Below are 23797 nucleotides of genomic sequence, written 5' to 3' on the forward strand. Positions count from 1 at the left end.
TTTGCCGTTGGGCGCAAATTTAGGTTTTTTATTAGTGAAACGCTATTGATTTGCGTTCCAGTAACTTTTCAGTAATTCTTCTGCCGCCCTAAATGGCGAAACCTTATGTTCCAATACGTTTTGTGTCATGGTATCCAACAGTGATCGCACCTTTTTGCTTTGATAAAACTGGTTCTTCAAACGGTCGTCCAAGGTTTGCTCCAACCAATACATGTTTTGTTGGTTTCGTTTTATCGTGAAGTAATCGTTTTTCTTGTTTTCGGCAATGTAGGTATCTATGATTTCCCAAATCTCATCGGTTCCGGTTGCGTTCAAGGCAGAGCATGTAAGCACTTTTGGAATCCAGCCGTTTTCTTTTGGTGGATATAAATGCAGGGCACGTTCAAATTCGGTTTTTGCGATTTTGGCCTGTTTTATGTTCTCGCCATCCGCTTTGTTGATTACTATGATGTCGGCCATTTCAATAACACCTCTTTTTATACCTTGGAGCTCGTCTCCCGCACCGGCAAGCTTTAACAACAAAAAGAAATCTACCATACTATGCACCGCTGTCTCACTTTGCCCCACACCCACGGTTTCAATAAGTATAACGTCGTAACCTGCCGCTTCGCAAAGGATAATGGACTCTCGGGTCTTTCGGGCCACACCACCTAGAGATTTTCCGGATGGCGAAGGGCGTATAAAGGCCTTCGGGTTTCTTATAAGCTCTTGCATACGGGTCTTATCGCCTAAGATACTGCCTTTACTGATAGTACTGGATGGGTCTACGGCCAAAACGGCCACTTTCTTTCCCTTATCCGTCAGCAGCTTGCCAAACGCTTCTATAAATGTACTTTTGCCTACTCCCGGAACTCCTGTAATACCTATTCGAATACTATTTTTTGACTTGGGGAGGCAGCTTTCGATAATTGTATTGGCATTCTCTAAATGTGAACTGTTCGTACTTTCTACCAAAGTTATGCCCCTGCCCAAAGCGGCGGTGTCGCCATTGAGTATACCTTGAACCAGTTCGGTAACGGTGGGCGAACTCTTGCGCAAGGATTTTATTTTTTGTTGGATATCTTCTTTATTCTTCAAAAAACCGATTTTTAAAGGAACCCGAATAGCAATATCGTTCCTCAAAATATTGAGATATATAAAATTATGCCTAAAATACAAATTTGATGTTCAGTATCATATTTTGATTTCAATCGATACAAAAATAACTTTCACAGAATTTTAATAGAACACTTTTTAATTTACAGCTTACAAACAGTATATTCCATACAAATTTAAAATTATGACCATGAAAATGATTTTTGAAGAAACAGCAACAAACACGGGTGGTAGAGAAGGCCAAGTGAGTACTGAGGACGGAGTTCTGGATTTACCCATACAAATGCCAAAAGCGAACGGTACAAAAAAAGATGGGGCTACCAACCCCGAACAGCTTTTTGCGGCGGCATATGCCACTTGTTTTGCGGGAGCGCTACAAGCCGTGGCAAAAGAACATAATGTGGACGACTTAGGAGATTTTAACGTAGCGGCTTCAATTTCTTTCAATAAGGATGATGAAGGGTTTTTTCTGGGTGCGGTTTTGGATTGCTACTTGCCTACGGTGGATAAATCAACCGGAGAAAAATTGGTAAATGCTGCACATGAGATATGCCCCTACAGCAAAGCGACAAGGGATAACATAACCGTAGAGCTCAATTTACTGTTGGACGAGTAACGATTGTAAAAAAGCAAAAAATCCCGGTTTCACTATGAAACCGGGATTTTTTATTTGGTGCTAAATTTGAATTCGGTTGCATTTGTGTATTTTTCTTTTGGTCGCAATACGCAGGAAGGAAAATTGTTATGGTTGGGCGCATCGGGAAAATTCTGAGTCTCAAAACAAATGGCGGGAAAATATTCTGGTGTATAAACCACTACCGCAGGTTGATCGGTAAAAACCTGCATATGAATTCCCGATTTTTCGGAACAAACCATTGCAGCTGCTCTCTTGGTATCGTTTATGACAAAAGGGGTATCCAATCGTATTTCATGTATTTTTTTCTGTTTTGTGAAATCGATATCCGTATTCGTGGCATCTACCAATTTTCCCGTTGGTAAAAGATTCGGTTTAGTTTCGACCATTTTGGAGCAATGTAATTGTAGGTCATAATGGTCAATGGTTTTTTGGCTGTCTAAATTAAAATAGGAATGGTTGGTAAGGTTAACGACCGTGCATTTATCGGTTACCGCTTCATGTATTATATGAAGCGAACTATCAATTAATTGGTAGGTTACCGTCGCTTTCAAATTTCCGGGATACCCTTCTTCCCCATGCTTACTCAAATAGGATAGTTTCACAAAGGGGTTTGCTCCTTGGTGTATGCTTTCAAAGGTCCAGTATTTTTTCCCAAAACCTTCTTTCCCGCCATGTAGGTGAACCCCGTTTTCACTATGTAGCGAATATTGGTTGCCGTTTAGGACAAAACTTCCGTTGCTGATACGACCTGCATACCTACCGATACAGGCTCCCAAAAAATAGGTGTCGCTCAAATATTCTTTAGGCTTGTTCAATGAAGTGACTACATTTATTTTTCTCCCTTGATTGTCTGGCACTTCCAACTTTTGTATAATGGCACCATAGTCGATTACCGTTAGGCTTATCCGCTCGTTTTTAATCGTAACTTGTTTCAAACGTATTTCTTAAATTTTTAATAAAAGTAAATCTTTTTGCAACATCGTTTTTTTTTGCTCGTCTTTTAAATGATCAACAACCATAACTGACTTAGGAAACTGGCCAATGTTTCAAATTGATTTAGTAGAACAATGCAAGACCAATGATCGTAAAGCTCAAGTAAAGCTTTACAGGCAGTATTGTAATGGTATGTATTGTGTTGCGATGCGATTTTTGAACGATCCTAACGATGCGGAAGACGTTCTGCAGGAAGCATTTATAAAGGCGTTTCAAAAAATGCATCAATTTAAGGGCGAGGTTACTTTTGGTTCATGGCTTAAACGTATCGTCATCAATAAATGTATCGACTTTTTAAAGGCCAAACGTGAAAATTTAGTGACTTTGGATGAGGGGTATATGCATATTGAGGATGAAACCGATTGGTATGTAGATGATGGTATCAGCATTGAAATCGTAAAAGAAGCCATAACCCGATTGGCCGATACGTATAGGTATGTTGTTCAATTGTTTTTGGTCGAAGGTTACGACCACAAGGAAATTTCCGGAATTCTAGATATTACGGAGACTGCCTGCAGAACCCGGTTATTACGGGGTAAAGGCCAATTAAAGGAGCTATTAAAAAAAGAGAACTATGGCACAGGATCTTAGGGAAATGTTCAAAAAAGAGAGGAAAAAACAGGATTACGACCTTGCAAAAGGGCATGAACAGCGCTTTTTAAAACGGTTGAATATTGAACTACCATCAAAGAAAAAGTCGAAATTTCCGATATTAAAAATAGCAGCGGCTGTTTTAGCCTTAATGGGGTCGGGTTGGTTGGCTCACGAAATTTTTCAAGAAGAGCCACAAAAAAACACGCTAGTAAATACCCAAACCAAAACCGAAGAGAAAAAAGGGATTTCTTTTGGAGACCTTTCCCCGGATTTGAAAAAGGTAGAGGATTATTACGTGGCCAATATCAACCTTGAACTTTCACAACTGGAGATTTCACAGGATAACAAAACTTTGGTCGATAGTTTTATGGAGCGTTTGGACGAACTCAATATCGAGTACGCCAAGTTGAACGATGAGCTCAATGAGATTGGCCCCAATGACCAAACAATCTCGGCACTTATCAAAAACTTACAGCTACGGTTGCAGTTACTACAAAAATTAAAAAAGAAGTTGAACGAATTAAAAACATCAAAAAATGAACAGATTATATAAAATCGCATGTACATGCCTGTGTCTTATCAGCCTGGGGAGTTATGCACAAAAATCCAAAACATTTAACGAGACCTTTAATGTGTCGGAAAACGCGGTATTGGACATCAACACCAGCCATGCCGATATAGAGTTTGAGACTTGGGACAAAAATCAAGTGGTGGTCGAGGCCGTTATTGAAATCGAAGGGGCAACAGATGCCGAAGCGGAGGATTATTTTAATAACGGAATAATTGACATTAAAGGCAACAGTAAAAAAATTGAAATCAATACAAGAACTGAAAATAGCTGGTTCTTTAAACATAGTGCCGGAAAATCGCACGACTTTGATTTTAATTTTAATGGCCAAATGTTACAGGATATCCTGGTAGATATACCCGAAATGCCAGATTTTCCAGAAGTTATCGTACTCGATGAAATAAGGGAACTTCCTCCAATGCCCCCAATGCCCATTCAAAACTTTGATTACAAGGCGTATAAAAAAGATGGGGAAAAGTATTTGAAAAAATGGAAAAAAGAGTTTGATAAAAACTTTGATGCCGATTATAAGAAACAAATGGAAGAATGGGGCGAACGTATGGCCGAACGTGCCGAGGAGCGGAAAAAGCGTATCAAAATACGAATGGAAGAACGTAAACAACGTTTAGAGGAAAGAGCGGAAGAGATGAAATCCCGCAGAGAAAAAATACATGAGATCCGTAGTAGTATCATAAGCAAGGGAAAGCGTTTAGACTCTACGCGATATCTATTTATCGATAGTGACGATTTGGATAATGGCCCCAATATTTTCTTTGGTTCTTCTAGTGGAAAAGCAAAGAACTATAAAGTGAAAAAGACCATTAAAATTAAACTGCCAAAATCTACCAAGATTCAGATGAACGTGCGTCACGGTGAGGTCAAGTTGGCCCAAAACACAAAAAACATCAATGCAACCTTGTCTTATGCAAGGTTGCTTGCCGCTACAATTGACGGAGCGGAAACCCTAATTTCAGCATCCTATTCGCCTGTAGACATCCAAAAATGGAATAAAGGAAGGTTGCGTACAGACTACTCCGAACCGGTACGTATTGTTGAGGTGAACGACTTGAACTTGAATTCCGTATCGTCAGACGTAAGTATAGGTTATCTTATCAATACCGTAGAGGCCAATAGTGATTTTAGTACCCTGAATATAAATGAAATAGCCAAAAACTTTAATGGACTAAGAGTCATTGTGAACAATGGGGAGTTGAGCTGCGGCCTCCCCAAATCTGACTTTAGTGTACATATATCGGAAAAGGACAGTAAAATTAGGTATCCGTCGCAACTTAAAATGAGCGTACAGGGAGAAAATCACAAAAAGTTGCATTTAGGGCATAATAATAGAAAGAACGATGACAGGTTGATACGCATAGAATCAAAATATAGCGATGTGGTCTTAAAAGAATAATTACTCCTTTAATACCAAAGTCCCAAATACATCGGCATCTATCCATCCCCGATTTTTATCCTCTCCAGCGATAAATACAGACCCTATGAAATTCTCCCTCTCCTTACTGCCATCATTATCGCAATAGGCTAGGCCAAATCCGACTTTTTTTTCCTTAAACAGCTTTTTGGGGATATTTGTTTTACCGTCCATATAGGAATCATCAAATAGTTTTACCGCTATTTCCCACGTACTTGTTGTGCCCTTAGTAACCCTTTTGGAAACCACATGCTCGTTGAACAATCGTGGCTCACGATCCGGTGCGAGGTCTACAACTTTTCCGTCCAGAGCAATATGGTAAGCAAAGGCATTGTGGCTAAACTGGTGCAGACCGCCCGAATTGTTTTCATCAACAAAAACTTCGACACAATCATCGTCCCACCAAAATTTAAATGGGTCTTCCTTTTGGTCGTATAGCACATCATCGGTAATCTCAACTAAAATATATAGTGCATCAGTGTCCCATGTGAGTTTGTACCTTCCGTTAAAATCTTCATAGGAATAGGCTTCCCCGACCCAGTTTTGATCAAGGGGATGCCACTGAGCGGCATTCCAGCAATTTTCATTGGCTTTTCCGTCGAGGGTAGGGCTTACGGTCGCTTTTTGTACTTCAATAATTTGATGGTCTTTCTTTTTACCATTGTCCGTACAGCATATCAAAAGCAATAGACACACTAAAAAGCAATAACTTTTCATAATTATATAGATGGTTTGGGGTACGACTATGATACTAAGTTACGTTTTAATACGCATATGGTATCTGCATGATAATCCAAAGGCAACAACCATAATTATGTCATTGACCTATCGCAGAGTGAAAACGAGGAAGGTATTGCGTTGTAACTAGAAAATACAGAAAACCCACAACATTGTGCGAAGTTGAAATCACTAAAACAAGTAGGTCTACTCGAAAAGATATATTTCACCTCTGTAAGCAAACTCTTCTGCTTATGTGCCTTAAGATATTAGTGGGCGTCCTCTTTTAGGTAATCCTTAAAATTTTCCTTGAATCGGTTATATCGGGGAATGGAGACATTCCTAATGTATGAATTGTTCGGATTCAATCTTTCATAATCCTGGTGATACGCTTCGGCCATCCAAAACTTATCAAATTTGGTGACTTCGGTTACTATGGGGTCATTGCCGTACGCACCGCTTTCTTCTAAAAGTTGAATATAATCCGCTATAATTTTTTTCTCGGCATCGTTCTTAAAAAAAGCAATGGATCGATATTGTCTACCACGATCGGGCCCTTGACGGTTTAAGCTTGTTGGGTCATGAGAGCCGAAAAACACTTGTACCAATGCGGTAAATGAAATTTTTTCGGGATCGTAATATACTTCAACAGCTTCGGCATGATCCGTTTTACCGTAGCCAACCTGCTCATAAGTGGGATTTTCTTGGGTTCCTCCAGAATATCCCGAAACTACTTCTTTTACCCCTTTTACACTTTCAAAAATGGCTTCAACGCACCAAAAACATCCGCTTGCAAAATAAGCGGTTTCGTATTTGCTCAAATCTTGGGGAGATATTTTCTCTTTTTTTTGGGCTTTCGCCTTGGTCGAAGCTACCGTTACATCGGTACTTTTTTTATTATTGGATTGGCAGCTGGCCGAAAATAATATTCCCAAGGCCAATACCGATGCTTTTAAAAATTTCATACTGCTTTTCTTTTTCGTGGTTTTGTATGTGAATTTACGAAGTCCTTACAGTAATAAGGGTTAAAAAATGTTAATGAATTAAATATACCACACTATTTTTGATACAATGCAACTACATCATATTATAGAATCCATTCAAAGTACTTCTATCCCTATCTTAGATACTGAAATCTGCGCGAAGAGTTACGTGCCTATAGACTTATCTACGTCAAATACCGAATTGAAAAATCTGGACATTACCCGGCCCGAAGTTTGTCAGCGATATATTGATACAGTATTATTACGAACCAATGGGAAAGTAGCTTTTGGTGGATATTTGGAACATCGCAATTTATATTCTGACAAATCAAATTTTGGCAGTTCGGGAGATGCTGTTAGAAACATACATTTAGGAATTGATTTTTGGTGTGAGGCGGGTACAAAAGTTTTGGTGCCCTTAGAAGGCAAAGTACATAGCTTTCAAAATAATGTAGCCATAGGTGACTACGGTCCAACCATCATTTTAGAGCATACTTATAATCGTATTTCTTTTTATTCGCTCTATGGTCATTTATCGGTAGAATCGTTGAATGGCCTCTTTAAAGGAAAGGTTTTTAGGCAGGGCGATTTTTTAGCGACTTTAGGTACAGTGGATATCAATGTAAACTATGCGCCACATCTACATTTTCAAATTATTCGTGATATTCAGGATAAAACGGGCGACTATCCTGGGGTTTGTACCAGTAATACTCTTGAATTTTATAGTCAAAACTGTCCAAATCCCAACTTATTGCTAAAATTGAAAACATAAACTATCGATAAAGGGCATTATCCCATCGGTAAAGTGTTTTCAAGGTCATTTCCTTACATCGATATTTTTTTGCAGTTTATCCCCTGTTTTGTCACTTAACGAATAAAATCGGTTTTTGAACGAATGTGAACGTGGCAAAATACCCTCGCGGGAGTTATTATAGTGTAACAAACGCAAACTATGAAAACTATCTTAACCTTGATCTTTGTTCTTTTTATCGGAGTAGCGGCACAAGCACAAGATGTATCCAAAGAAGTAAAGGTAACAACTGTTGGGATGGGAATCGTTATTGAGACTTCTGGTCAAGATGTGAAGTTGGAAACAAAGACCGAGGTTGCCCGTTTGTACAAGTTCAAAAATTCCAAAATCAAAAAGGAATTATCGTTCACAACGAAAAGAAACAGAGCTAAATTGGCCTAGTAGCTTATTTGAGTACGTTTTTTAAAACACTCCAAACATTATCACGAACTATTTTTTGTCCTTCTGCGGTAGGGTGAATACCATCTTCCAAGTTAAGTTCAGGATTTCCCGCTACACCTTCCAGTAAGAAAGGAATCAATGCAATGTTGTTCTTTTCGGCTAATTTAGGATACATATACTTGAATTCCGTTGTATAATCGGCACCCATGTTGGGGGGTATCTGCATTCCCGTAAGAATAATTTTAGTTTCAGGGTTTTTGTTTCTGACCAAATCTATCATCTGCTGTAGATTATTTTTGGTTTCCTGTAACGGAATGCCCCGAAGACCGTCATTTGCTCCCAATTCCAAAACAAAAACATCTACCTTTTGATTGAGTACCCAACCCAAACGGTTAAGTCCGCCAGATGTGGTTTCCCCACTAACACCAGAGTTGATGGCCGTGTAGTTTAATCCCAAGGAGTCCAATCTGTTTTGAATCAAGGCCGGAAAAGCCTCCTCAGTATCCAATCCATATCCCGCAGTGAGGCTGTTTCCAAAAAAAAGAATGGTTTTATCTTCGGTTTTTATATTTGATGTAACAGACTCCACCGAAGTTTCGTTTTTTTCACCGCCTTTTTTTTCCTGACTATCGCCACATGAAATAATACATAAAAGGGCCAAAAAATAACGAAACTTTAAGATTGTCTGCATAGGTATCCCGTATAAAATGAAAATCATTTCCTTATTTTGCCGTTTTCACAACTTGCTATAAGAAAAGAGAATTTATGTCAAAGATATTAAACGTCAATCACCTAGGAAAAACATATGATAGTGGTTCCAAAAAGTTAACTGTTCTGGACGATATTTCGTTCTCGATAGCTAAAGGGGAGACTTTTGCCATTGTAGGACCATCGGGAAGCGGTAAAACAACATTATTGGGACTTTGTGCCGGCTTGGACCGCCCAGATAATGGTAGCGTTGAGCTGTGCGGTAGAAAGTTGGGTACTTTATCCGAGGATGAGCGTGCCGTTTTGCGCAACAAAGAGGTCGGGTTTATTTTTCAGAATTTTCAATTGTTGCCTACGTTGACAGCCTTGGAGAATGTAATTGTTCCATTGGAACTGCAAGGCTTTAAAAACCCTTCCAAAACTGGTATGGATTTGTTGGATAAAGTAGGCTTACATGATCGCGTTCATCATTACCCCTCACAATTATCAGGTGGCGAACAGCAACGCGTGGCACTAGCAAGGGCTTTTTCAAGCAAACCATCTATTTTGTTCGCCGACGAACCTACTGGTAATTTAGATGAAGAGACCGGTAAAAAGGTGGTGGATTTGCTGTTTGACCTAAACAAAGAAGCAGGTACAACTTTGGTCATTGTGACACATGATATGGAATTGGCACAATTGAACCAGCATATCCTGAAACTAAAAGGCGGAAAAGTACTCTCAAACGAAACTACCCTTGTATCGTGAGCGATATCCCAACAAAATCAGTCAGGGCCAGTATAAACTGGCTGTTTAAAATGGCATGGCGAGATGGCCGTGCCAGCGGTAAGCGTTTACTTTTGTTTATGGCTTCGATTGTTTTAGGGATTGCCGCCGTGGTTGCCATACAATCGTTTAGTGAAAATCTTAAAGATAATATCGGCCTGCAATCCAAGGCTTTGATGGGTGCTGATTATTTGATCGATACCAACCAACCGCCCAATGAAAAAGTATTGGCAATTATCGATTCCCTGGGTGGGGCAGACGGTCGTGCGGTAAGCTTTGCCTCCATGGCACTCTTTCCTAAAAATGGGAATACCAAATTGGTAAGTGTCAAAGGTATTGAAGGCGGTTATCCGTTTTATGGGGAATTGGAAACCGTACCAAAAAACGCAGCCAGATCATATCAAGAATTGAACGGTGCTTTGGTAGATGCTACCTTGATGTTACAATTTGGTATACAAAAGGGAGATTCGATAAAATTGGGGAAATCCGTATTTCCGGTCATGGGGAAGTTGCTCTCCGCTCCGGGAAGTAATGGTATTATGGCATCCGTAGCACCTTTGGTAGTTGTGCCGTATAAATCGATCAAAGCTACTGAGCTGATACAAACAGGTAGTAGGGTAGGGTACGACTTCTATTTTGTGGCAAAACCAAACCAAGATTTGGAAGCATTGAATACGAAAGTCGACCCCTTGCTCGATGCCGAAAATGCCGATTTAGATACACATACCTCCACGGGTCAACGTTTGGGGCGTCGTTACGAGAATTTTGGAAAGTTTTTGAATTTGGTCGCGTTTATCGCGCTTTTACTGGGTTGTGTAGGCATTGCAAGTTCGGTACACATTTACATAAAGGAAAAATTGCTATCGGTAGCCGTTTTAAAATGTTTGGGTGCTACTCGAAAACAGACCTTTTTGATTTATTTGATTCAAATTGCGGGAATGGGGTTTTTAGGCGGGCTTATGGGGACCCTTGCCGGACTGTTGCTGCAACAATCTTTCCCATTGTTTTTACAAGATTTCCTTCCGTTTGAAGTTCAGATTACTATATCTCCTCAACCCATAGTCATAGGTATGTTGTTGGGTGTGCTCATGTCAGTTCTTTTTGCCCTTTTGCCCTTATTGCGTACTTGGTATGTATCACCGTTACAAGTATTGCGCATTCAGGAAAACGGTTCGCTAAATTCCAAAAAGGCCGATATTTTGGTTATGTTCGGCATCATGACCTTTATTTTAGGGTTTAGTTTTTGGCTACTGCAAAATTGGAAATATGCACTCTCGTTTGTTCTAGGTATTTTGGTGGTCTTTTCTGTTTTGGGAGGTCTTGCTACAATATTCATGAAGATGGTAAAAAAGTATTTTCCATCGTCTTGGGGGTTTACCGCTAGGCAAAGCCTATTGAATTTATTTAGGCCCAACAATCAGACCATGGTATTGATTTTGGCCATTGGTGTAGGCACGTTTTTAATAAGTACCTTATATTTCTCAAAAGATATTCTCTTGGCAAAAACTTCTTTGGAAGCGACCGCTCAAACGCCAAATTTGATTCTTTTGGATGTACAGACCGAACAAAAACAGGATGTTGCCCATAGCATAACCAAAAGTGGATTGCCGCTTATAAACAACATACCCATAATTACGATGCGGGTTCAAAACTTAAAGGGGCGCCCGGTAAACGATATTCGCTTAGATTCTACTTTTACGATAAATAGATGGATTTTAAATCATGAATTCAGGGTAACGTATAGGGATTCTTTGGTAGCTTCCGAAACTACGGATACGGGTGTATGGCCGGCGAAAATAAACGAAGCGGGTATAATACCCATTTCAATTTCCGACAATATAGCCCGTGATGCAGAAGTTGGCATAGGCGACCGCATACAGTTTAATGTACAAGGAGTCCTCATGCAGACCGAAGTCGCCCATATACGTTCGGTGGATTGGGGTCGCATGCAGATAAACTTCTCTATTTTGTTTCCGTCCGGAGTGTTAGAGAATGCGCCCCAGTTTCATGTGCTTACCACAAATGCCCCTGATGAAAAAACGTCTGCAAAATTACAACGAACACTTGTAAAACAGTTCCCTACGGTTTCTGTATTGGATTTAAGACAGGTGATTACCTTGGTAGAGGATATTTTGGATAAAATTTCATGGGTTATCAATTTTATGGCATTCTTTAGTATCCTTACAGGAATCATAGTGTTGATAGGGTCAGTGCGTACCAGTAAATATCAACGAATAAAAGAAAGTGTGTTGCTGAGAACTTTGGGCGGGCGCAGCAAACAGATTTTACAAATTACCGCTTTGGAATACTTGTATTTGGGTATTTTGGGAAGCGGAATCGGCATTATTTTATCTCTAGTAAGTAGTCAACTATTGGCAATGTTTGTATTCAAGACCGCTTTTATGCCCTCTTTAGTACCTTTTTTAGTGGTATTGCCGGGAATAACGGGATTGGTCTTGCTCATAGGGCTATTGAATAGCCGAAGCGTAATACAGAGTCCACCTTTGGAAGTATTACGAAAAGAAGCAGGTGGGGGTTGATGCTATTTTAATCTTATTAATTCGGATAAATATATCATTTGCTATCCTTTGTTTTGTACATAAAGTTATTGCGTTCTATGTTGATGGCTGCTGTATACTTGAATCAACAGGTCTTTTGCAAATACAAGCAACAGAACCAAATCGGCCTAATACAATCTTCTTTTCCCATTTTTTGCCCACATTTGTAGATAACCCCGTAGTTTTGCACTAGCAATACAAAAGCTGTTCCTATGTCCTCTTTTTCAGACTTCAAGATTTCAACACCCTTGCGTAGTGCATTGGGCGATTTAGGTTTTGAAAACGCAACGCCGATACAAGCGCAAGCATTTTCAGTGGTCATGAGCGGTAGCGATGTAGTCGGAATCGCCCAAACGGGCACGGGAAAGACCTTTGCGTATCTATTGCCCATTCTGAACAGTTTGCCCTTTTCCAAAGAAATTCACCCAAGGGTACTGATACTGGTACCTACACGTGAACTGGTGGTTCAGGTAGTAGCCGAAGTGGAGAAATTGGGAAAGTTTTCTTCAATCAGGGTTTCGGGAGTGTACGGCGGCACCAATATGAATCGGCAAAAAGAGGATTTGGCGCAAGGTACCGATATTGTTGTGGCTACTCCAGGACGTTTGTACGATTTGGTGTTGATCCGTGCGTTACAGTTAAAGACTATCAAAAAATTGGTCATTGATGAAGTTGATGTTATGCTTGATTTGGGTTTTCGGTTTCAATTGGTGAATATTTTTGAACTGTTGCCACAGAAAAGACAAAATATCATGTTTTCTGCTACCATGACAGATGATATTGAACTGTTGATACACGACTTTTTTAGGGGTGTGGAAAAAATATCGGTAGCCGTGAGCGGAACGCCTTTGGACAATATCGCCCAGTATACCTACGCCGTACCCAATTTTTATACCAAGGTCAACTTATTGGTACACCTGTTACAGGATAGGGAAACGTATCGTAAGGTTTTGGTATTTGTATCCAACAAACGTAGTGCCGACCTATTGTTTAAGGAGTTGGAGGACTATTTTAGCGAGGAAATCTGTGTGATACATTCCAACAAGACCCAAAATTATAGGTTGCGCTCAATTAATCAGTTTGATGCGGGCACGAACAGGATTTTGGTCACTACCGATGTAATGTCCCGTGGGTTGGATCTGAACGAGATTTCCCATGTCATTAATTTTGATACACCTACTTATCCCGAAAACTACATGCACCGAATTGGGCGAACGGGTAGGGCAGAGAAAGCGGGAACGTCAATTTTGCTATATACCGAAAGGGAAACCCAAGCCAAAGAAGCCATAGAATCATTAATGGCCTTTCAAATACCCTTATTGGAACTGCCCACTGAGGTGGAAATCGCTACAAAACTCACGTATGACGAACAGCCCAAACGTATGGAACGGGAAAACCCCTTACGTATCAACGAGGAGGAAAAGGGGGCGAGCTTTCACGAAAAGTCCGAAAAGAACAAAAAACAAAATCAAGGCGGCTCTTACCAACGTACCATAAAAAAGAAGTATAGCAAACCAAAAACCCGGGGCGATAAAAACTATAATAAAAAACGTAAGCGGAAGTGAACATTTTGTGAATAGTCTTCTCAATATATTTTCGTTCTCGCTTTTGCTCGCCCAAAAACACTCGAAGTGACGGTGCTTTTTTTATTGTGATTGCTGTATGTCAGTTCGAGTGATTCAGCACAGCTGAATCGTATCGAGAACTTTTTGTTGCTGTTTTCGGTGGTTATTGCTTCTCGATACATTTTTGTTCTCGCCGTTGCTCGCCCAAAAACACTCGAAGTGACAATGCTTTTTTATTGTGATTGCTCTATGTCAGTTCGAGTGATTCAGCACGGCTGAATCGTATCGAGAACTTTTTGTTGTTGGTTTGGGTTATCGCTTCTCGATACATTTTCGTTCTCGCCGTTGCTCGCCCAAAAACATTAGAAGTGACAATGCTTTTTTATTGTGATTACTGTACGTCGGTTCGAGTGATTCAGCACAGCTGAATCGTATCGAGAACACTATTTAAACTTTTTCTTGGCTAGATTAGGCAGCTTATCATAATCGTTGTTGATTAGTGCCCGTTTTTTAGCTTTTGACCATTTCTTTATCTGCTTTTCGGTTTCAATTGCTATACTGGCCTCAGTAAATTCGCAATAAAAAACTAATTGAATAGGTCTTCTGGAGGATGTATAGCTACCTACATATTTCCCATTTTGATGAGATACTATTCTTTCTGTTAAATTTGATGTTATGCCCGTATAATACGTACTGTCTGAACACTCAAGTATATAGACATAGTAAACTTTCATAGATTTGATATATCGACAATTCTTATCTCAAACAAAGTTCTAAAAAAGATTTTATATCGAGTTTTTCTATCCGCTTCTCGATACATTTTCGTTCTCGCCGTTACTCGCTCAAAAACACTCGAAGTGACAATGCTTTCTTATTGTGATTGCTATATGTCAGTTCGAGTGATTCAGCACGGCTGAATCGTATCGAGAACTTTTTGTTTCTGGTTTCGTTGGTTATCGCTTCTCGATACATTTCCGTTCTCGCTGTTGCTCGACCAAAAACACTCGAAGTGACAATGCTTTTTTATTGTGATTACTCTATGTCAGTTCGATTGATTCAGCACGGCTGAATCGTATCGAGAACTTTTTGTTGCTGGTTTCGGTGGTTATCGCTTCTCGATACATTTTAGTTCTAGTTGTCGCTCGCCCAAAAACACTCGAAGTGACAGCGCTTTTTTTATTGTGATTACTGTACGTCAGTTCGAGTGATTCAGCATAGTAGAATCGTATCGAGAACTTTTTGTTGCCGGTTTCGGTGGTTATCGCTTCTCGATACATTTTCGTTCTTGTTTGAAGCGTAGAATCTCTATTCCAATTAAAGTCATTGAAAACCCCAAATTTTTCTATGGTAAGTATTCTTTTTATCATCGATTTTGGTCCTTAGATATGTTTTTTATCTTCAGTATTTTAAAAACGTTAAAGCAGATTAGTTTACATAGATGATATGAATTTGGAAAGAAGAAGGGTGGATTTCAAATATCTCTAAATTGTTTTATTTCTCCTACATTATTTTGTAAATAATTTATCTATTCTTCTAGGCGATGGTAAAACCATCGGTCAACTACCTATAGTTTCGGTAAGTGGTTTTGGGGGTCATTTACGTTTAACGAGCATTTTTGACACTTTATCCAAACTTTTGCCACTAACCGAAAAATAAGGGGTTTTCAGCGATTCTTGTCAAGGTCAAGGTACTTTCGCACGTTATCTTTATATAACCCAAATGAAAGTCATGAAAGCTGTTTTAACCTTACTTTTTGTTCTTACCTTCGGAGTTACCGCTTTGGCCAACACAAATAAGACTGCTGTTGTTAAAGTAGAAACCGTTCAAATGAATGTTGTATTAGATACAGCTGCCGAAACGGTGAGTGCTTATGAGATTAATACAAATACAGCAAACAGTGTGGCCCGTTTGTACAAGTTCAAAAACTCTAGGGTAAAAAAAGCTTTAGCTTTCACTACAAAAAGAAACATGGCCAAATTGGCATAATACTTGTTATCAATAAATCGGCCATGCACTTAAGCATTGTTGATCAAAACCCAAACGCTATGATTGTATTTACACTATTGATTGCCATCGCATTAGTTTTAAGTTATGTTATCGTCTTCCCGAAGACCAAAGGTATTGTTAGGCCTATTAAGGTTCGTTCGGACAAAAAATAAATATCAGACTAACTCAAGATATTATCCCCCCACACCACATAGTGTGGTTTAACTCCCTTCATTTTTTGAAGGGAGTTTTTTTTGGTCTTGACTCCGCTTAACCCAGCGGTTGCGAAGTATTTAAGTTTTCAAGTGATTTGGTATAGCTCAACTGAGAAACAATCATTGTTTTTCCAGTAGCATTACGCTCAAAATACAATCCCTGTATGGAAAGAGAAAGTTTTTTAAATCGGCATAATGGGTTTATCAATTATCAACCATCCCACTAATCCACCCCCGGCTGCTTAATGGTATAATTTTGCTTTTGTTTGGCTTCGTCCACTTGTCTTTTAACATCTTGTAAAAGGGCTTTGGAGTCATAAATAATCCCATCTTTTATGGTATATTTGACTCCACCTACACGTACCACTTCATTATCATCGGTGAGTTTTATGGCTCCGGTACCGTACAATACTTTGAGGTTTTTTAGCGGGTTTTCCTCTACTACGACAAAGTCGGCTAATTTTCCTATGGCCACCGAACCAATTTTGTCATCGGCACCCAATGCTTCGGCACCATTAAGAGTGGCGGCCCTAACAACTTCCAAGGGATGAAATCCTGCCTCGCGCAATAGTTCCAGTTCCCGTATATAGGCAAAGCCGTACAATTGAAAAATAAATCCGGAATCGGAGCCTGCGGTCACGCGACCGCCCCTGTTTTTATATTCATTGATAAAAGTCATCCAAAGGGCGTAATTCTTTTTCCACGCTACCTCTTGCTCCGTTCCCCAATCGTGCCAGTAACTCCCGTGCGATATTTTACTGGGTTGGTAAAATTCCCAAAGCGATGGCAGGGTATAGTCCTCGTGCCATTCTGCTCTACGGGCACGTTGTAGGTCACGACTGGCCTCATAGATATTGAACGTTGGGTCTAGAGTGAAATCCAGTTCCAAAAGCTCATTCATTACACTTTCCCAATGTTCGGAATATGGCTTTGCGGCCTGTGCCCATAGCTCACCTGCATTTTCAAATCTATGCTGCTCGTTTTGATAATTATAGTCCAAAGGATAATCTTGTACCGTTCTGTCATCAAAAAGCGCCTCAGGAAGACCGTACCAATGTTCCATACTGGTGAGTCCGGCTCTAGCGGAATGCAGCACGTTCCATCGGGCCACGCTCAATTGTGCATGGTGACAGGCCGAACCCAAGCCCAATTTTTTATTTTCGTCCAATGCCGCAGCCATAATTTCGGGTTCAGCCCCAAAAAATTTAATCCCATCAGCACCTTTTTTGGCGTTGGCACGTACCCATTCGCGAGCTTGTTCAGGGGTTGAAATGGGAATATCGTTCAACGGATTGAAGGTCTTGCTCGTTTGCCCAAACCCTGTGTAGGCATAGATTCTTGGTGCGATAATCTCGTTTTTGGCACTTTTTCGTTTTAAGTCCATCGTAAAATCTACACCACGGCCACTGGGTTCACGAGCCGTAGTAATACCATGCGCCATCCAAAGTTTAAAAACATAATCGGGTTCCGCACCTTGTGCAGTGCCGCCGATATGGCCATGCATATCTATAAATCCGGGTAAAAGGTACATCCCATTACAGTCCAGTTCTTTTCCGCCCGGTTTCAATTGTGGTCGTTTGGAATCATCGATCTTGACCCCGGGATACCCTACAACTTGAATTTGTTTGATAATGTTATTCTCAACCACGATATCGATAGGGCCTTGTGGTGGTGCCCCATTTCCGTTAATAAGCATCACTCCCCTGATAATGAGTTGGGAATGTGGGCCGTCTCCTTGAAGGGATTGGGATACGGTTATGTTGAATAGGAGTAGGGCCAGAGCCAAAAAAATGGTCTTTATTTTCATGATTGGATTTTAGGTTTTATTTATTTGGAATGGATTTTAATCTCAATGTTATTTTTCGATAGCTATTTTTTAAGAAGTATATTGACCAAACTACTCTGGTACATTAATCTTATCCCCTAGAAATAGGGCATTCAAAAACAAGCGGTTCGTACCGTACCACGAACCTCTGAAATTGGGATTATCGGCAAAAAGCACGACCCTGCCACTTCCTAACCGACTCACAAGTAAAGAAGCCGATGGTTTTAAGTTTTCTTCCATATTCTTTATAGTGATAAAACCGTCGATCAAGGGATTTTTGGAATATTTTGCCACCGTAGCGTATTCATTTTTGGAAGGTGACAACCATACCGTATTGTTCTTGTATACGGGTATGGTTTCATCGCGATAGCCAAACGCTAAGGGATGGGTAATATCCAAATCTACCTTTAAAATGATACCGCCTACACTTTCCTTGCCTATATTCTCGCCCGCATTTACATAGGGTTTGCGATCAACGGTTCCTGTGGAATCTTTTTCGGGTTTTGTCAACTTCTCCTTGACCATATTTTTTTCAATGGCCCACTTTGATGCAGTGCCTATGGTAACCAGCGTATTTCCCTTTTTTACCCAGTCGCTTAATTTTTCCTGTTGGTTTTTGGTAAGGTCGTACCTACCTGAAACCATGACCAACACATTGTATTTGTCCAAATCTACCCGGCTTAGGTTTCGCATCTGAAGTTTGCTTATGGGCATATGTACCCTAGTATCCAGTAAATGCCATACTTCCCCGGCCTCATAGGAACGTACGCCATTGCCCACGAACATGGCTGCTTTTGGTTTTTTCAAGGGTTGAACAAAACGACTTCCCAAATCGATGCCCTGTACACTGTACCCTGAATTGACTGCATATACGGGGACTTCAAATTTTTGCTGCGCTTTTTGAACAAGTTCAAAAACTGTGGTTGCCTCTTTTTTCTGTAAACTAACGGGAATCATTAACGTGCCGTAATTAAAGCTTTTGGATCCTGAACCTACCTTTGCCGTGAACGGCTTTGCCGCGGATGAGATGACTAAGCCGTTTTCCTGTAGATAGTTGAGTGCGGCAGGGGCATTGTAATCGTCCCAATCCAAAAGATAGGCATAGTCCGACTTTTGAACGCTTTCCGTCAAAACCAAGCCGTCCGTTCCTGTTATTTTATCCCCTAAATCCAAAGATGTAACAGGTTTGTATTTCATATTGTAAAAATTGGCTACTGACCATGCAGACGCATCGTAATACACACTATCCCGATACTTGTTATACGTTTCGAACATGGTTTGCACCATGCGGTATTGGGGTTGTTTGGTAGGTACTACATAAGACTCCCCGGATTTGTAAACATCAATTTTATGGGCCAAAAGTTTATCGATAAAAGCTTTTGCCCTGTTTTGGTCATAGTTATCGTAGAACATATAACCTTTAATTCTGCTTTTTGCGGCTTTGGTCAATGCGCTCTTAAAGAAGTCTTGCTGATATTTACGCATGTACGCTCTATTTTCAACCGCGGCCCTTACCGTTGTAATGCTAGAGGTGTATTGATTTCTAATGGTAAACGGAAACGTTATTTTCCCAAAAGCTGTCTCTTGCTCATGCCCTCGTGAACTAGCTTGTTCAAATAACAGTCCCAGCCCACCTTGTAGATCGGGATACGAGGAGCCATAACCGGGATAAGTGCCGTCAAAGACTTCCTTGGTAAAATAAAACGAACCAATACTGTCCAGTGCCTTGGCAAAATAATTGCCGAAAAGCGTATTCAAATCCTCGTAATTTTCTTTGGGCATTATGGGGTTTAACGAGCCGTTGGTTTTCATGGGTTCAAAGAAATAGGTGCTTTGGGTTCCCATTTCATGAAAATCGGTTACCACGTTGGGATACCACTCGTGGTACCACTTTAATTTTCCACGACTTTCTGGATTAATGGCCAAAAGCCAGTCGCGGTTCAAATCGAACCAATAGTGGTTGGTACGCCCGCCCGGCCAATATTCGTTATGTTCCGCGTCTTGTGGGTCACTAACGTTTGGTTTACCTTGATACATGTTCGCCCATTGGGTATGGCGGTCACGACCGTCGGGATTTATGGTAGGATCGATGAAAATTACCGCATCCTTCAAATATTTTAGAATTTCGGGACTATTGGAGGCCGCAAAAGTATAGGCGGTCAATAAAGCCGCTTCAGAGCTGGAAGGCTCATTACCGTGAACATTATAGGCCAAATTGATAAAAATAGGAACCTCGCCATAGTTGCTTACCGTTTTCGCAGGATCGGTAAAAGCCAAATGTTGCTGTTTTATGTTGTCCAGATTGGATAAATTTTCCGGGATGGTCAAAGCCAGCATCACCAATTTTCTACCCTCATGCGTTTTTCCATAATAGTGTATCGCGGCACGGTCTGACACTTCAGCAAGTTTTTCCAAATAAGCTACGATCAGGTCATGTCTGGTGTGGTGTTCCCCTATGCCATATCCCAAAAATTGCTCGGGAGTTGGAATTTGCTGGCTAAATGGTTGAAATTTTTTTAAAAAATAGTCTTGTCCGTAAAGTAGTGTGGCACTATAACAACATAGTAAAAGCAGTAATTTTCTTAACATTTGAATGGGTTTGAATTAGCCATTTAAATATAGGAAAATATACCTCGGTATCAATACGAAAAAATTCCTTTTGTCGTTAAATATGACTTGATGAGCATCGATTTTGAAAAACTATCCGATAAATATTTAGGCGACCACTGGGATTTCTGAAGAACCTGCCTCTTTGAACTTAACGATGTAGTTGGTGCCTTTTTTGTTGGTATCCCTAGAGATGGAACCATTGAGTTGTCTCGCCAAGTTATTGATCAATTTAAGGCCTAATGTTTTTGTGTTCTTCAGATCAACCGGTTCTGAAAAACCAATACCGTTATCGCCAATATCCAAAATATACTCATTTTCGTCGGCCTTTTTTAGGGCGATGTGGATTATCCCTTCCTTGTCATCGGTAATACCATATTTTAATGCATTGGTAATGGCCTCGTTGATCAAAAGCCCTAATGGGATGGCGGTATCAATTCTCAATTTTATATCCGGAATGTCCAAGTCAAGCTTTACATTGTTCTCGGCTCCTTTGACCGAACGTATCAAATATTCGCTGAGTTCTTTTACGTACGAACGGTATTCTATCTTCGAAAGGTCCTCACGCATATACAGCATTTCGTGTACCATGGCCATTGAAATAACCCTGTTTTGACTGCTTTTGATGAGGTTTTTTACTTTTTCGTTGGTTATATTTCTGGATTGAAGGCTCAAAAGGCTCGAGACTGTTTGCAGATTGTTTTTCACGCGATGGTGTATTTCTTTCAACAAGGTCTCCTTTTCTTCGATACGCTGTTGAATTTCATTTCGGGAACGATATAATTTGTGGTGAACCTGCATCAAGTTTTTTCCAAGAACGCCTCCTAGGATATATACGGTAAAAAAAACGGATATGAACGCAAACAAATTTCTTGAAGCCTCGGGTACTACATTATGCGTAAATTGATAGTCGGCCAAGCTTTCCAAAAACAACAAGACAACAATGACAAGGTTTAGATACAGGTAAATGCGCCCGTATACCCTGGTAGTCACGTAAGCAGCAAAAACAATCAATGCCAATATAAAAATAAAGGGACTGTTGATACCCCCGCTGTACAATGTAATGGCCAAAGCTGTTCCCAAAGAGAGTACCGATGAGACATTATAAGTAATCGTAAGGTTTTTGTGAGATTTAAAAGAAAGTATATTGATAAAGTTTACCACACCAAAACCCATAAACAAAAAAGGGATGATTTCTTTGATGTCAAGTACAAAATAGCATACAATACCTAAAATGATAGAAAGGGCAGAGGTAAAATAGTTTACTCTGTGTGTTAGCTTTATCTTATCATTTAATCGATATTCATCTGTTGCGGATTTATGCATTTTTGGTTGAATTTGGTTGAAATGGTTTTAGTATATTTCCTGTGCACTCAAACTAAGGCAATGCATTAACAATGTAAAGCTAACTATGTTTATGTTATGTCGCAAGCTTTATTAAGCTATCAATGATATATTAAAGATATACATTTTTTAATATTTTATGTTTTTGTGGGACTGCATATGATATCGCAGCGTGCTTATCTACCAACATATTGGCAAGTGCAATTTAAGAACGACCAAGAAAAAAATAGCGGGGATTAAGCAAGTTTTTTTGTCCGCTCAAAGGTAATAACCCTTCAGTTTCGTTGTAGTTACTTTAGTTCCCCTAAATATTTAAGATGATGTTGTCATTTCAACAGAGAAATGTACGAACAACAAGAAACTCCATTATATGATTTCTCTTTTTGCTTCATACGGAATTACAAACCATTCTCTAAAAAGAATTTTTTTTGTTCTCGACTATGGGTTTCAAATACATAGTGGTTTATTTGGTAAATCCAATGGGCATTATGCCACCCTTTTATATTGCCGGTCTATATCTTCAAAAGAGAGGGTGTATTTTGTACCCGTTTTGGTAAGATCCTTGACCACGTGACCTTTTAACTGTTTTGCGAGGCTCTTAATTAATCTTAATCCCAATGATTTTGGCTTTTCCAGATTATCATCTTCCAAGAAACCGGTACCATCATCGCTTATATGCAAAACATAGGAATTTTCACTATCCCTTTTTTCCATACGTATATCAATTTTACCTTTGTGCTTTCCTATAAAGCCATATTTAAGGGAATTTGTAACGGTTTCGTTGATGAGAAGTCCCAATGGTATGGCGGTATCTATTCCCAGCTCAATTTCTGGAGGAATATCGATATTTAGTGATATATCACACTTTTCAGAGTTTAGGGATTTAAGAAGATAATTGCTAAGTTCTTCAACATAGGGCTTGAACTCTATTTTAGATAGGTTTTTGTGCATGTACAGCATTTCATGAACCATGGCCATTACTATGACCCTATTTTGGCTTCCTCTCATTATGGCCTTGATAATATCGTCATCGGTATTTCTGGATTGCATGTTCAAAAGACTTGATACGGTCTGTAAGTTATTTTTTACCCTATGGTGCACCTCTCGTAAAAGAATTTCTTTTTCTTTGATTCTTTGCTCTATTTCGGTTTTTGATTTGTATAGTTTGTGATGTGTTTTCAACAAGTTTTTCCCAAAAACATCCCCTAACAGATATACGGAAAACAAAATGCTAAAAAGGCTAAAAAGTTTTTTTGACTCTATGGGCACTACATTGGTTATTATACTAAAATCAAATACGCCCAATAAATAAATGGATATTATAAAAGCCAATACTACTTTTATGTATATTTTTCCGAACATACTGGTAGAAATGTACCCTGCCAAAACTATCAATGCAAAAACAAAAATAAAGGGACTTTCTATACCGCCCGAGAATACGGTAATCAGCAAAGTGCTTACTAATGATAAAATACTGGTGACAATGGCCATTGTGGTAAGGCTTCTATGTTTTTTAAAACAGAAAACATTGAATAGGTTCACAATAGGATATATAAAGAATACATGGGGAATTACATGTTCTATTTTTAAAACAAATACACTTGCCAAACCAAATAAAAAACTTATCGCCGAGGATATGTAGTTAAACTTTACGAGTAAGTTGGTTTTATCGTTTATTCTCTCCTTTATACGGTTAGGTTTTTTCATAGTCGGGATTATGGGAACTCTCAAAGTTGAGTCGGCAAAAGAAAGCTTATGTATCTAAATTATATATCCAAGATAATACTAAAATAACGTAACTTAATGGTATGTAATTGTTTATATTAGATAAAACAGTTCGATATCTCGTTATGATGTCATTTCAAAAGCTCAATAATGGCACAAATAGAGAACTCAAAGCGCACAACAAACCAATAAGTTTTTCGAGTGCTTTTACTTATAAAAGCCGGCAAAATTGTGCCTTACAAACAACAAAAGGCGACCCAATGGTCGCCTTTTGTTCAGTAATCATATAAA

21 protein-coding genes are annotated in these 23797 nt (G+C 39.6%); 10 read left to right on the forward strand and 11 right to left on the reverse strand.

Going from position 1 to position 23797, the window contains the following annotated elements; all coding sequences use genetic code 11:
- Positions 1-42 precede the first annotated feature (42 nt).
- Positions 43-1086 carry a methylmalonyl Co-A mutase-associated GTPase MeaB gene (gene meaB / locus HYG79_RS13650; RefSeq protein WP_179243566.1) on the reverse strand — a complete coding sequence of 348 codons (1044 nt, stop codon included), beginning with the start codon at positions 1084-1086 and terminating at the stop codon, positions 43-45.
- A 199-nt stretch (positions 1087-1285) separates the two neighbouring features.
- Between meaB and HYG79_RS13655 the strand changes: the two genes are divergently transcribed.
- Complete coding sequence (locus tag HYG79_RS13655) at positions 1286-1711, forward strand: organic hydroperoxide resistance protein (protein WP_179242628.1); 426 nt, start codon at positions 1286-1288, stop codon at positions 1709-1711.
- Between the two features lie 50 nt (positions 1712-1761).
- On the opposite strand, the gene HYG79_RS13660 is transcribed toward HYG79_RS13655, so the two are convergent.
- Entirely contained in the window at positions 1762-2667 is a 906-nt protein-coding gene (locus HYG79_RS13660; RefSeq protein WP_179242629.1) for an aldose epimerase family protein, read from the reverse strand.
- Positions 2668-2773: 106 nt separating this feature from the next.
- On the opposite strand from HYG79_RS13660, the gene HYG79_RS13665 reads away from it, so the two are divergent.
- Genes HYG79_RS13665 through HYG79_RS13675 form a run of 3 tightly spaced genes read left to right on the forward strand, consistent with a single transcriptional unit; the run spans position 2774 to position 5298 of the window.
- Positions 2774-3316, forward strand: a complete 543-nt coding sequence (locus HYG79_RS13665) for an RNA polymerase sigma factor (protein ID WP_179242630.1) — start codon at positions 2774-2776, stop codon at positions 3314-3316.
- Complete coding sequence (locus tag HYG79_RS13670) at positions 3300-3872, forward strand: hypothetical protein (RefSeq protein WP_179242631.1); 573 nt, start codon at positions 3300-3302, stop codon at positions 3870-3872. Before HYG79_RS13665 ends, HYG79_RS13670 begins: the two co-directional genes overlap by 17 nt.
- A complete protein-coding gene (locus tag HYG79_RS13675) occupies positions 3856-5298 on the forward strand; it encodes a hypothetical protein (protein WP_179242632.1) in 1443 nt (480 codons plus the stop codon). Before HYG79_RS13670 ends, HYG79_RS13675 begins: the two co-directional genes overlap by 17 nt.
- On the opposite strand, the gene HYG79_RS13680 is transcribed toward HYG79_RS13675, so the two are convergent.
- Entirely contained in the window at positions 5299-6033 is a 735-nt protein-coding gene (locus tag HYG79_RS13680) for a sugar-binding protein (protein WP_179242633.1), read from the reverse strand. It lies immediately after the preceding gene.
- Between the two features lie 269 nt (positions 6034-6302).
- Positions 6303-6998, reverse strand: a complete 696-nt coding sequence (gene msrA / locus HYG79_RS13685; RefSeq protein WP_179242634.1) for a peptide-methionine (S)-S-oxide reductase MsrA — start codon at positions 6996-6998, stop codon at positions 6303-6305.
- A gap of 106 nt (positions 6999-7104) precedes the next feature.
- On the opposite strand from msrA, the gene HYG79_RS13690 reads away from it, so the two are divergent.
- Positions 7105-7788: a peptidoglycan DD-metalloendopeptidase family protein gene (locus HYG79_RS13690; protein ID WP_179242635.1), complete on the forward strand. Its 684-nt coding sequence runs from the start codon at positions 7105-7107 to the stop codon at positions 7786-7788.
- A 180-nt stretch (positions 7789-7968) separates the two neighbouring features.
- Positions 7969-8208: a hypothetical protein gene (locus HYG79_RS13695; protein ID WP_179242636.1), complete on the forward strand. Its 240-nt coding sequence runs from the start codon at positions 7969-7971 to the stop codon at positions 8206-8208.
- 4 nt (positions 8209-8212) lie between these two features.
- On the opposite strand, the gene HYG79_RS13700 is transcribed toward HYG79_RS13695, so the two are convergent.
- On the reverse strand, positions 8213-8899 hold the full coding sequence (locus HYG79_RS13700) for an arylesterase (RefSeq protein WP_179242637.1): 687 nt from the start codon (positions 8897-8899) through the stop codon (positions 8213-8215).
- A gap of 74 nt (positions 8900-8973) precedes the next feature.
- Here HYG79_RS13700 and HYG79_RS13705 point away from each other — a divergent pair, with 74 nt between their 5' ends.
- The 3 genes from HYG79_RS13705 to HYG79_RS13715 all read left to right on the forward strand — a co-directional run bounded on the left by HYG79_RS13705 (position 8974) and on the right by HYG79_RS13715 (position 13804).
- The gene (locus HYG79_RS13705) at positions 8974-9663 is read left to right on the forward strand and encodes an ABC transporter ATP-binding protein (protein ID WP_179242638.1); all 690 of its coding nucleotides are present in this window, start codon (positions 8974-8976) and stop codon (positions 9661-9663) included.
- A gap of 50 nt (positions 9664-9713) precedes the next feature.
- Positions 9714-12221, forward strand: coding sequence for an ABC transporter permease (locus tag HYG79_RS13710; protein WP_179243567.1), 2508 nt, complete (start codon positions 9714-9716; stop codon positions 12219-12221).
- A 230-nt stretch (positions 12222-12451) separates the two neighbouring features.
- Positions 12452-13804 carry a DEAD/DEAH box helicase gene (locus HYG79_RS13715; RefSeq protein WP_179242639.1) on the forward strand — a complete coding sequence of 451 codons (1353 nt, stop codon included), beginning with the start codon at positions 12452-12454 and terminating at the stop codon, positions 13802-13804.
- A 443-nt stretch (positions 13805-14247) separates the two neighbouring features.
- Here HYG79_RS13715 and HYG79_RS13720 read toward each other — a convergent pair whose 3' ends face one another.
- A complete protein-coding gene (locus HYG79_RS13720; protein ID WP_179242640.1) occupies positions 14248-14538 on the reverse strand; it encodes a GIY-YIG nuclease family protein in 291 nt (96 codons plus the stop codon).
- A gap of 303 nt (positions 14539-14841) precedes the next feature.
- On the reverse strand, positions 14842-15171 hold the full coding sequence (locus HYG79_RS13725; protein WP_179242641.1) for a hypothetical protein: 330 nt from the start codon (positions 15169-15171) through the stop codon (positions 14842-14844).
- 361 nt (positions 15172-15532) lie between these two features.
- Here HYG79_RS13725 and HYG79_RS13730 point away from each other — a divergent pair, with 361 nt between their 5' ends.
- Complete coding sequence (locus HYG79_RS13730; RefSeq protein ID WP_179242642.1) at positions 15533-15790, forward strand: hypothetical protein; 258 nt, start codon at positions 15533-15535, stop codon at positions 15788-15790.
- Positions 15791-16228: 438 nt separating this feature from the next.
- Here the strand turns inward: HYG79_RS13730 and HYG79_RS13735 are convergent, their stop codons facing one another.
- The 4 genes from HYG79_RS13735 to HYG79_RS13750 all read right to left on the reverse strand — a co-directional run bounded on the left by HYG79_RS13735 (position 16229) and on the right by HYG79_RS13750 (position 23488).
- Complete coding sequence (locus tag HYG79_RS13735; protein ID WP_179242643.1) at positions 16229-17812, reverse strand: amidohydrolase family protein; 1584 nt, start codon at positions 17810-17812, stop codon at positions 16229-16231.
- Between the two features lie 90 nt (positions 17813-17902).
- Positions 17903-20419, reverse strand: coding sequence for a M14 metallopeptidase family protein (locus HYG79_RS13740; protein ID WP_179242644.1), 2517 nt, complete (start codon positions 20417-20419; stop codon positions 17903-17905).
- A gap of 126 nt (positions 20420-20545) precedes the next feature.
- On the reverse strand, positions 20546-21763 hold the full coding sequence (locus HYG79_RS13745) for a sensor histidine kinase (RefSeq protein WP_179242645.1): 1218 nt from the start codon (positions 21761-21763) through the stop codon (positions 20546-20548).
- Between the two features lie 504 nt (positions 21764-22267).
- Positions 22268-23488 carry a sensor histidine kinase gene (locus tag HYG79_RS13750; protein ID WP_179242646.1) on the reverse strand — a complete coding sequence of 407 codons (1221 nt, stop codon included), beginning with the start codon at positions 23486-23488 and terminating at the stop codon, positions 22268-22270.
- Between the last annotated feature and the right edge of the window lie 309 nt (positions 23489-23797).

The organism is Costertonia aggregata, assembly GCF_013402795.1.
GTDB classification, from domain to species: Bacteria; Bacteroidota; Bacteroidia; order Flavobacteriales; family Flavobacteriaceae; genus Costertonia; species Costertonia aggregata.

Bases quoted from the DNA above. Each gene is read 5' to 3' on its own strand.
- HYG79_RS13745 (WP_179242645.1), bottom strand. From the start codon at position 21,763: ATGCATAAATCCGCAACAGATGAATATCGATTAAATGATAAGATAAAG.
- HYG79_RS13695 (WP_179242636.1), top strand. From the start codon at position 7,969: ATGAAAACTATCTTAACCTTGATCTTTGTTCTTTTTATCGGAGTAGCG.
- msrA (WP_179242634.1), bottom strand. From the start codon at position 6,998: ATGAAATTTTTAAAAGCATCGGTATTGGCCTTGGGAATATTATTTTCG.
- HYG79_RS13670 (WP_179242631.1), top strand. From the start codon at position 3,300: ATGGCACAGGATCTTAGGGAAATGTTCAAAAAAGAGAGGAAAAAACAG.
- HYG79_RS13740 (WP_179242644.1), bottom strand. From the start codon at position 20,419: ATGTTAAGAAAATTACTGCTTTTACTATGTTGTTATAGTGCCACACTA.
- HYG79_RS13675 (WP_179242632.1), top strand. From the start codon at position 3,856: ATGAACAGATTATATAAAATCGCATGTACATGCCTGTGTCTTATCAGC.
- HYG79_RS13750 (WP_179242646.1), bottom strand. From the start codon at position 23,488: ATGAAAAAACCTAACCGTATAAAGGAGAGAATAAACGATAAAACCAAC.
- HYG79_RS13735 (WP_179242643.1), bottom strand. From the start codon at position 17,812: ATGAAAATAAAGACCATTTTTTTGGCTCTGGCCCTACTCCTATTCAAC.
- HYG79_RS13665 (WP_179242630.1), top strand. From the start codon at position 2,774: ATGTTTCAAATTGATTTAGTAGAACAATGCAAGACCAATGATCGTAAA.
- HYG79_RS13705 (WP_179242638.1), top strand. From the start codon at position 8,974: ATGTCAAAGATATTAAACGTCAATCACCTAGGAAAAACATATGATAGT.
- HYG79_RS13655 (WP_179242628.1), top strand. From the start codon at position 1,286: ATGAAAATGATTTTTGAAGAAACAGCAACAAACACGGGTGGTAGAGAA.
- HYG79_RS13710 (WP_179243567.1), top strand. From the start codon at position 9,714: ATGGCATGGCGAGATGGCCGTGCCAGCGGTAAGCGTTTACTTTTGTTT.
- HYG79_RS13700 (WP_179242637.1), bottom strand. From the start codon at position 8,899: ATGCAGACAATCTTAAAGTTTCGTTATTTTTTGGCCCTTTTATGTATT.
- HYG79_RS13715 (WP_179242639.1), top strand. From the start codon at position 12,452: ATGTCCTCTTTTTCAGACTTCAAGATTTCAACACCCTTGCGTAGTGCA.
- HYG79_RS13690 (WP_179242635.1), top strand. From the start codon at position 7,105: ATGCAACTACATCATATTATAGAATCCATTCAAAGTACTTCTATCCCT.
- HYG79_RS13725 (WP_179242641.1), bottom strand. From the start codon at position 15,171: ATGATAAAAAGAATACTTACCATAGAAAAATTTGGGGTTTTCAATGAC.
- HYG79_RS13730 (WP_179242642.1), top strand. From the start codon at position 15,533: ATGAAAGCTGTTTTAACCTTACTTTTTGTTCTTACCTTCGGAGTTACC.
- HYG79_RS13680 (WP_179242633.1), bottom strand. From the start codon at position 6,033: ATGAAAAGTTATTGCTTTTTAGTGTGTCTATTGCTTTTGATATGCTGT.
- HYG79_RS13720 (WP_179242640.1), bottom strand. From the start codon at position 14,538: ATGAAAGTTTACTATGTCTATATACTTGAGTGTTCAGACAGTACGTAT.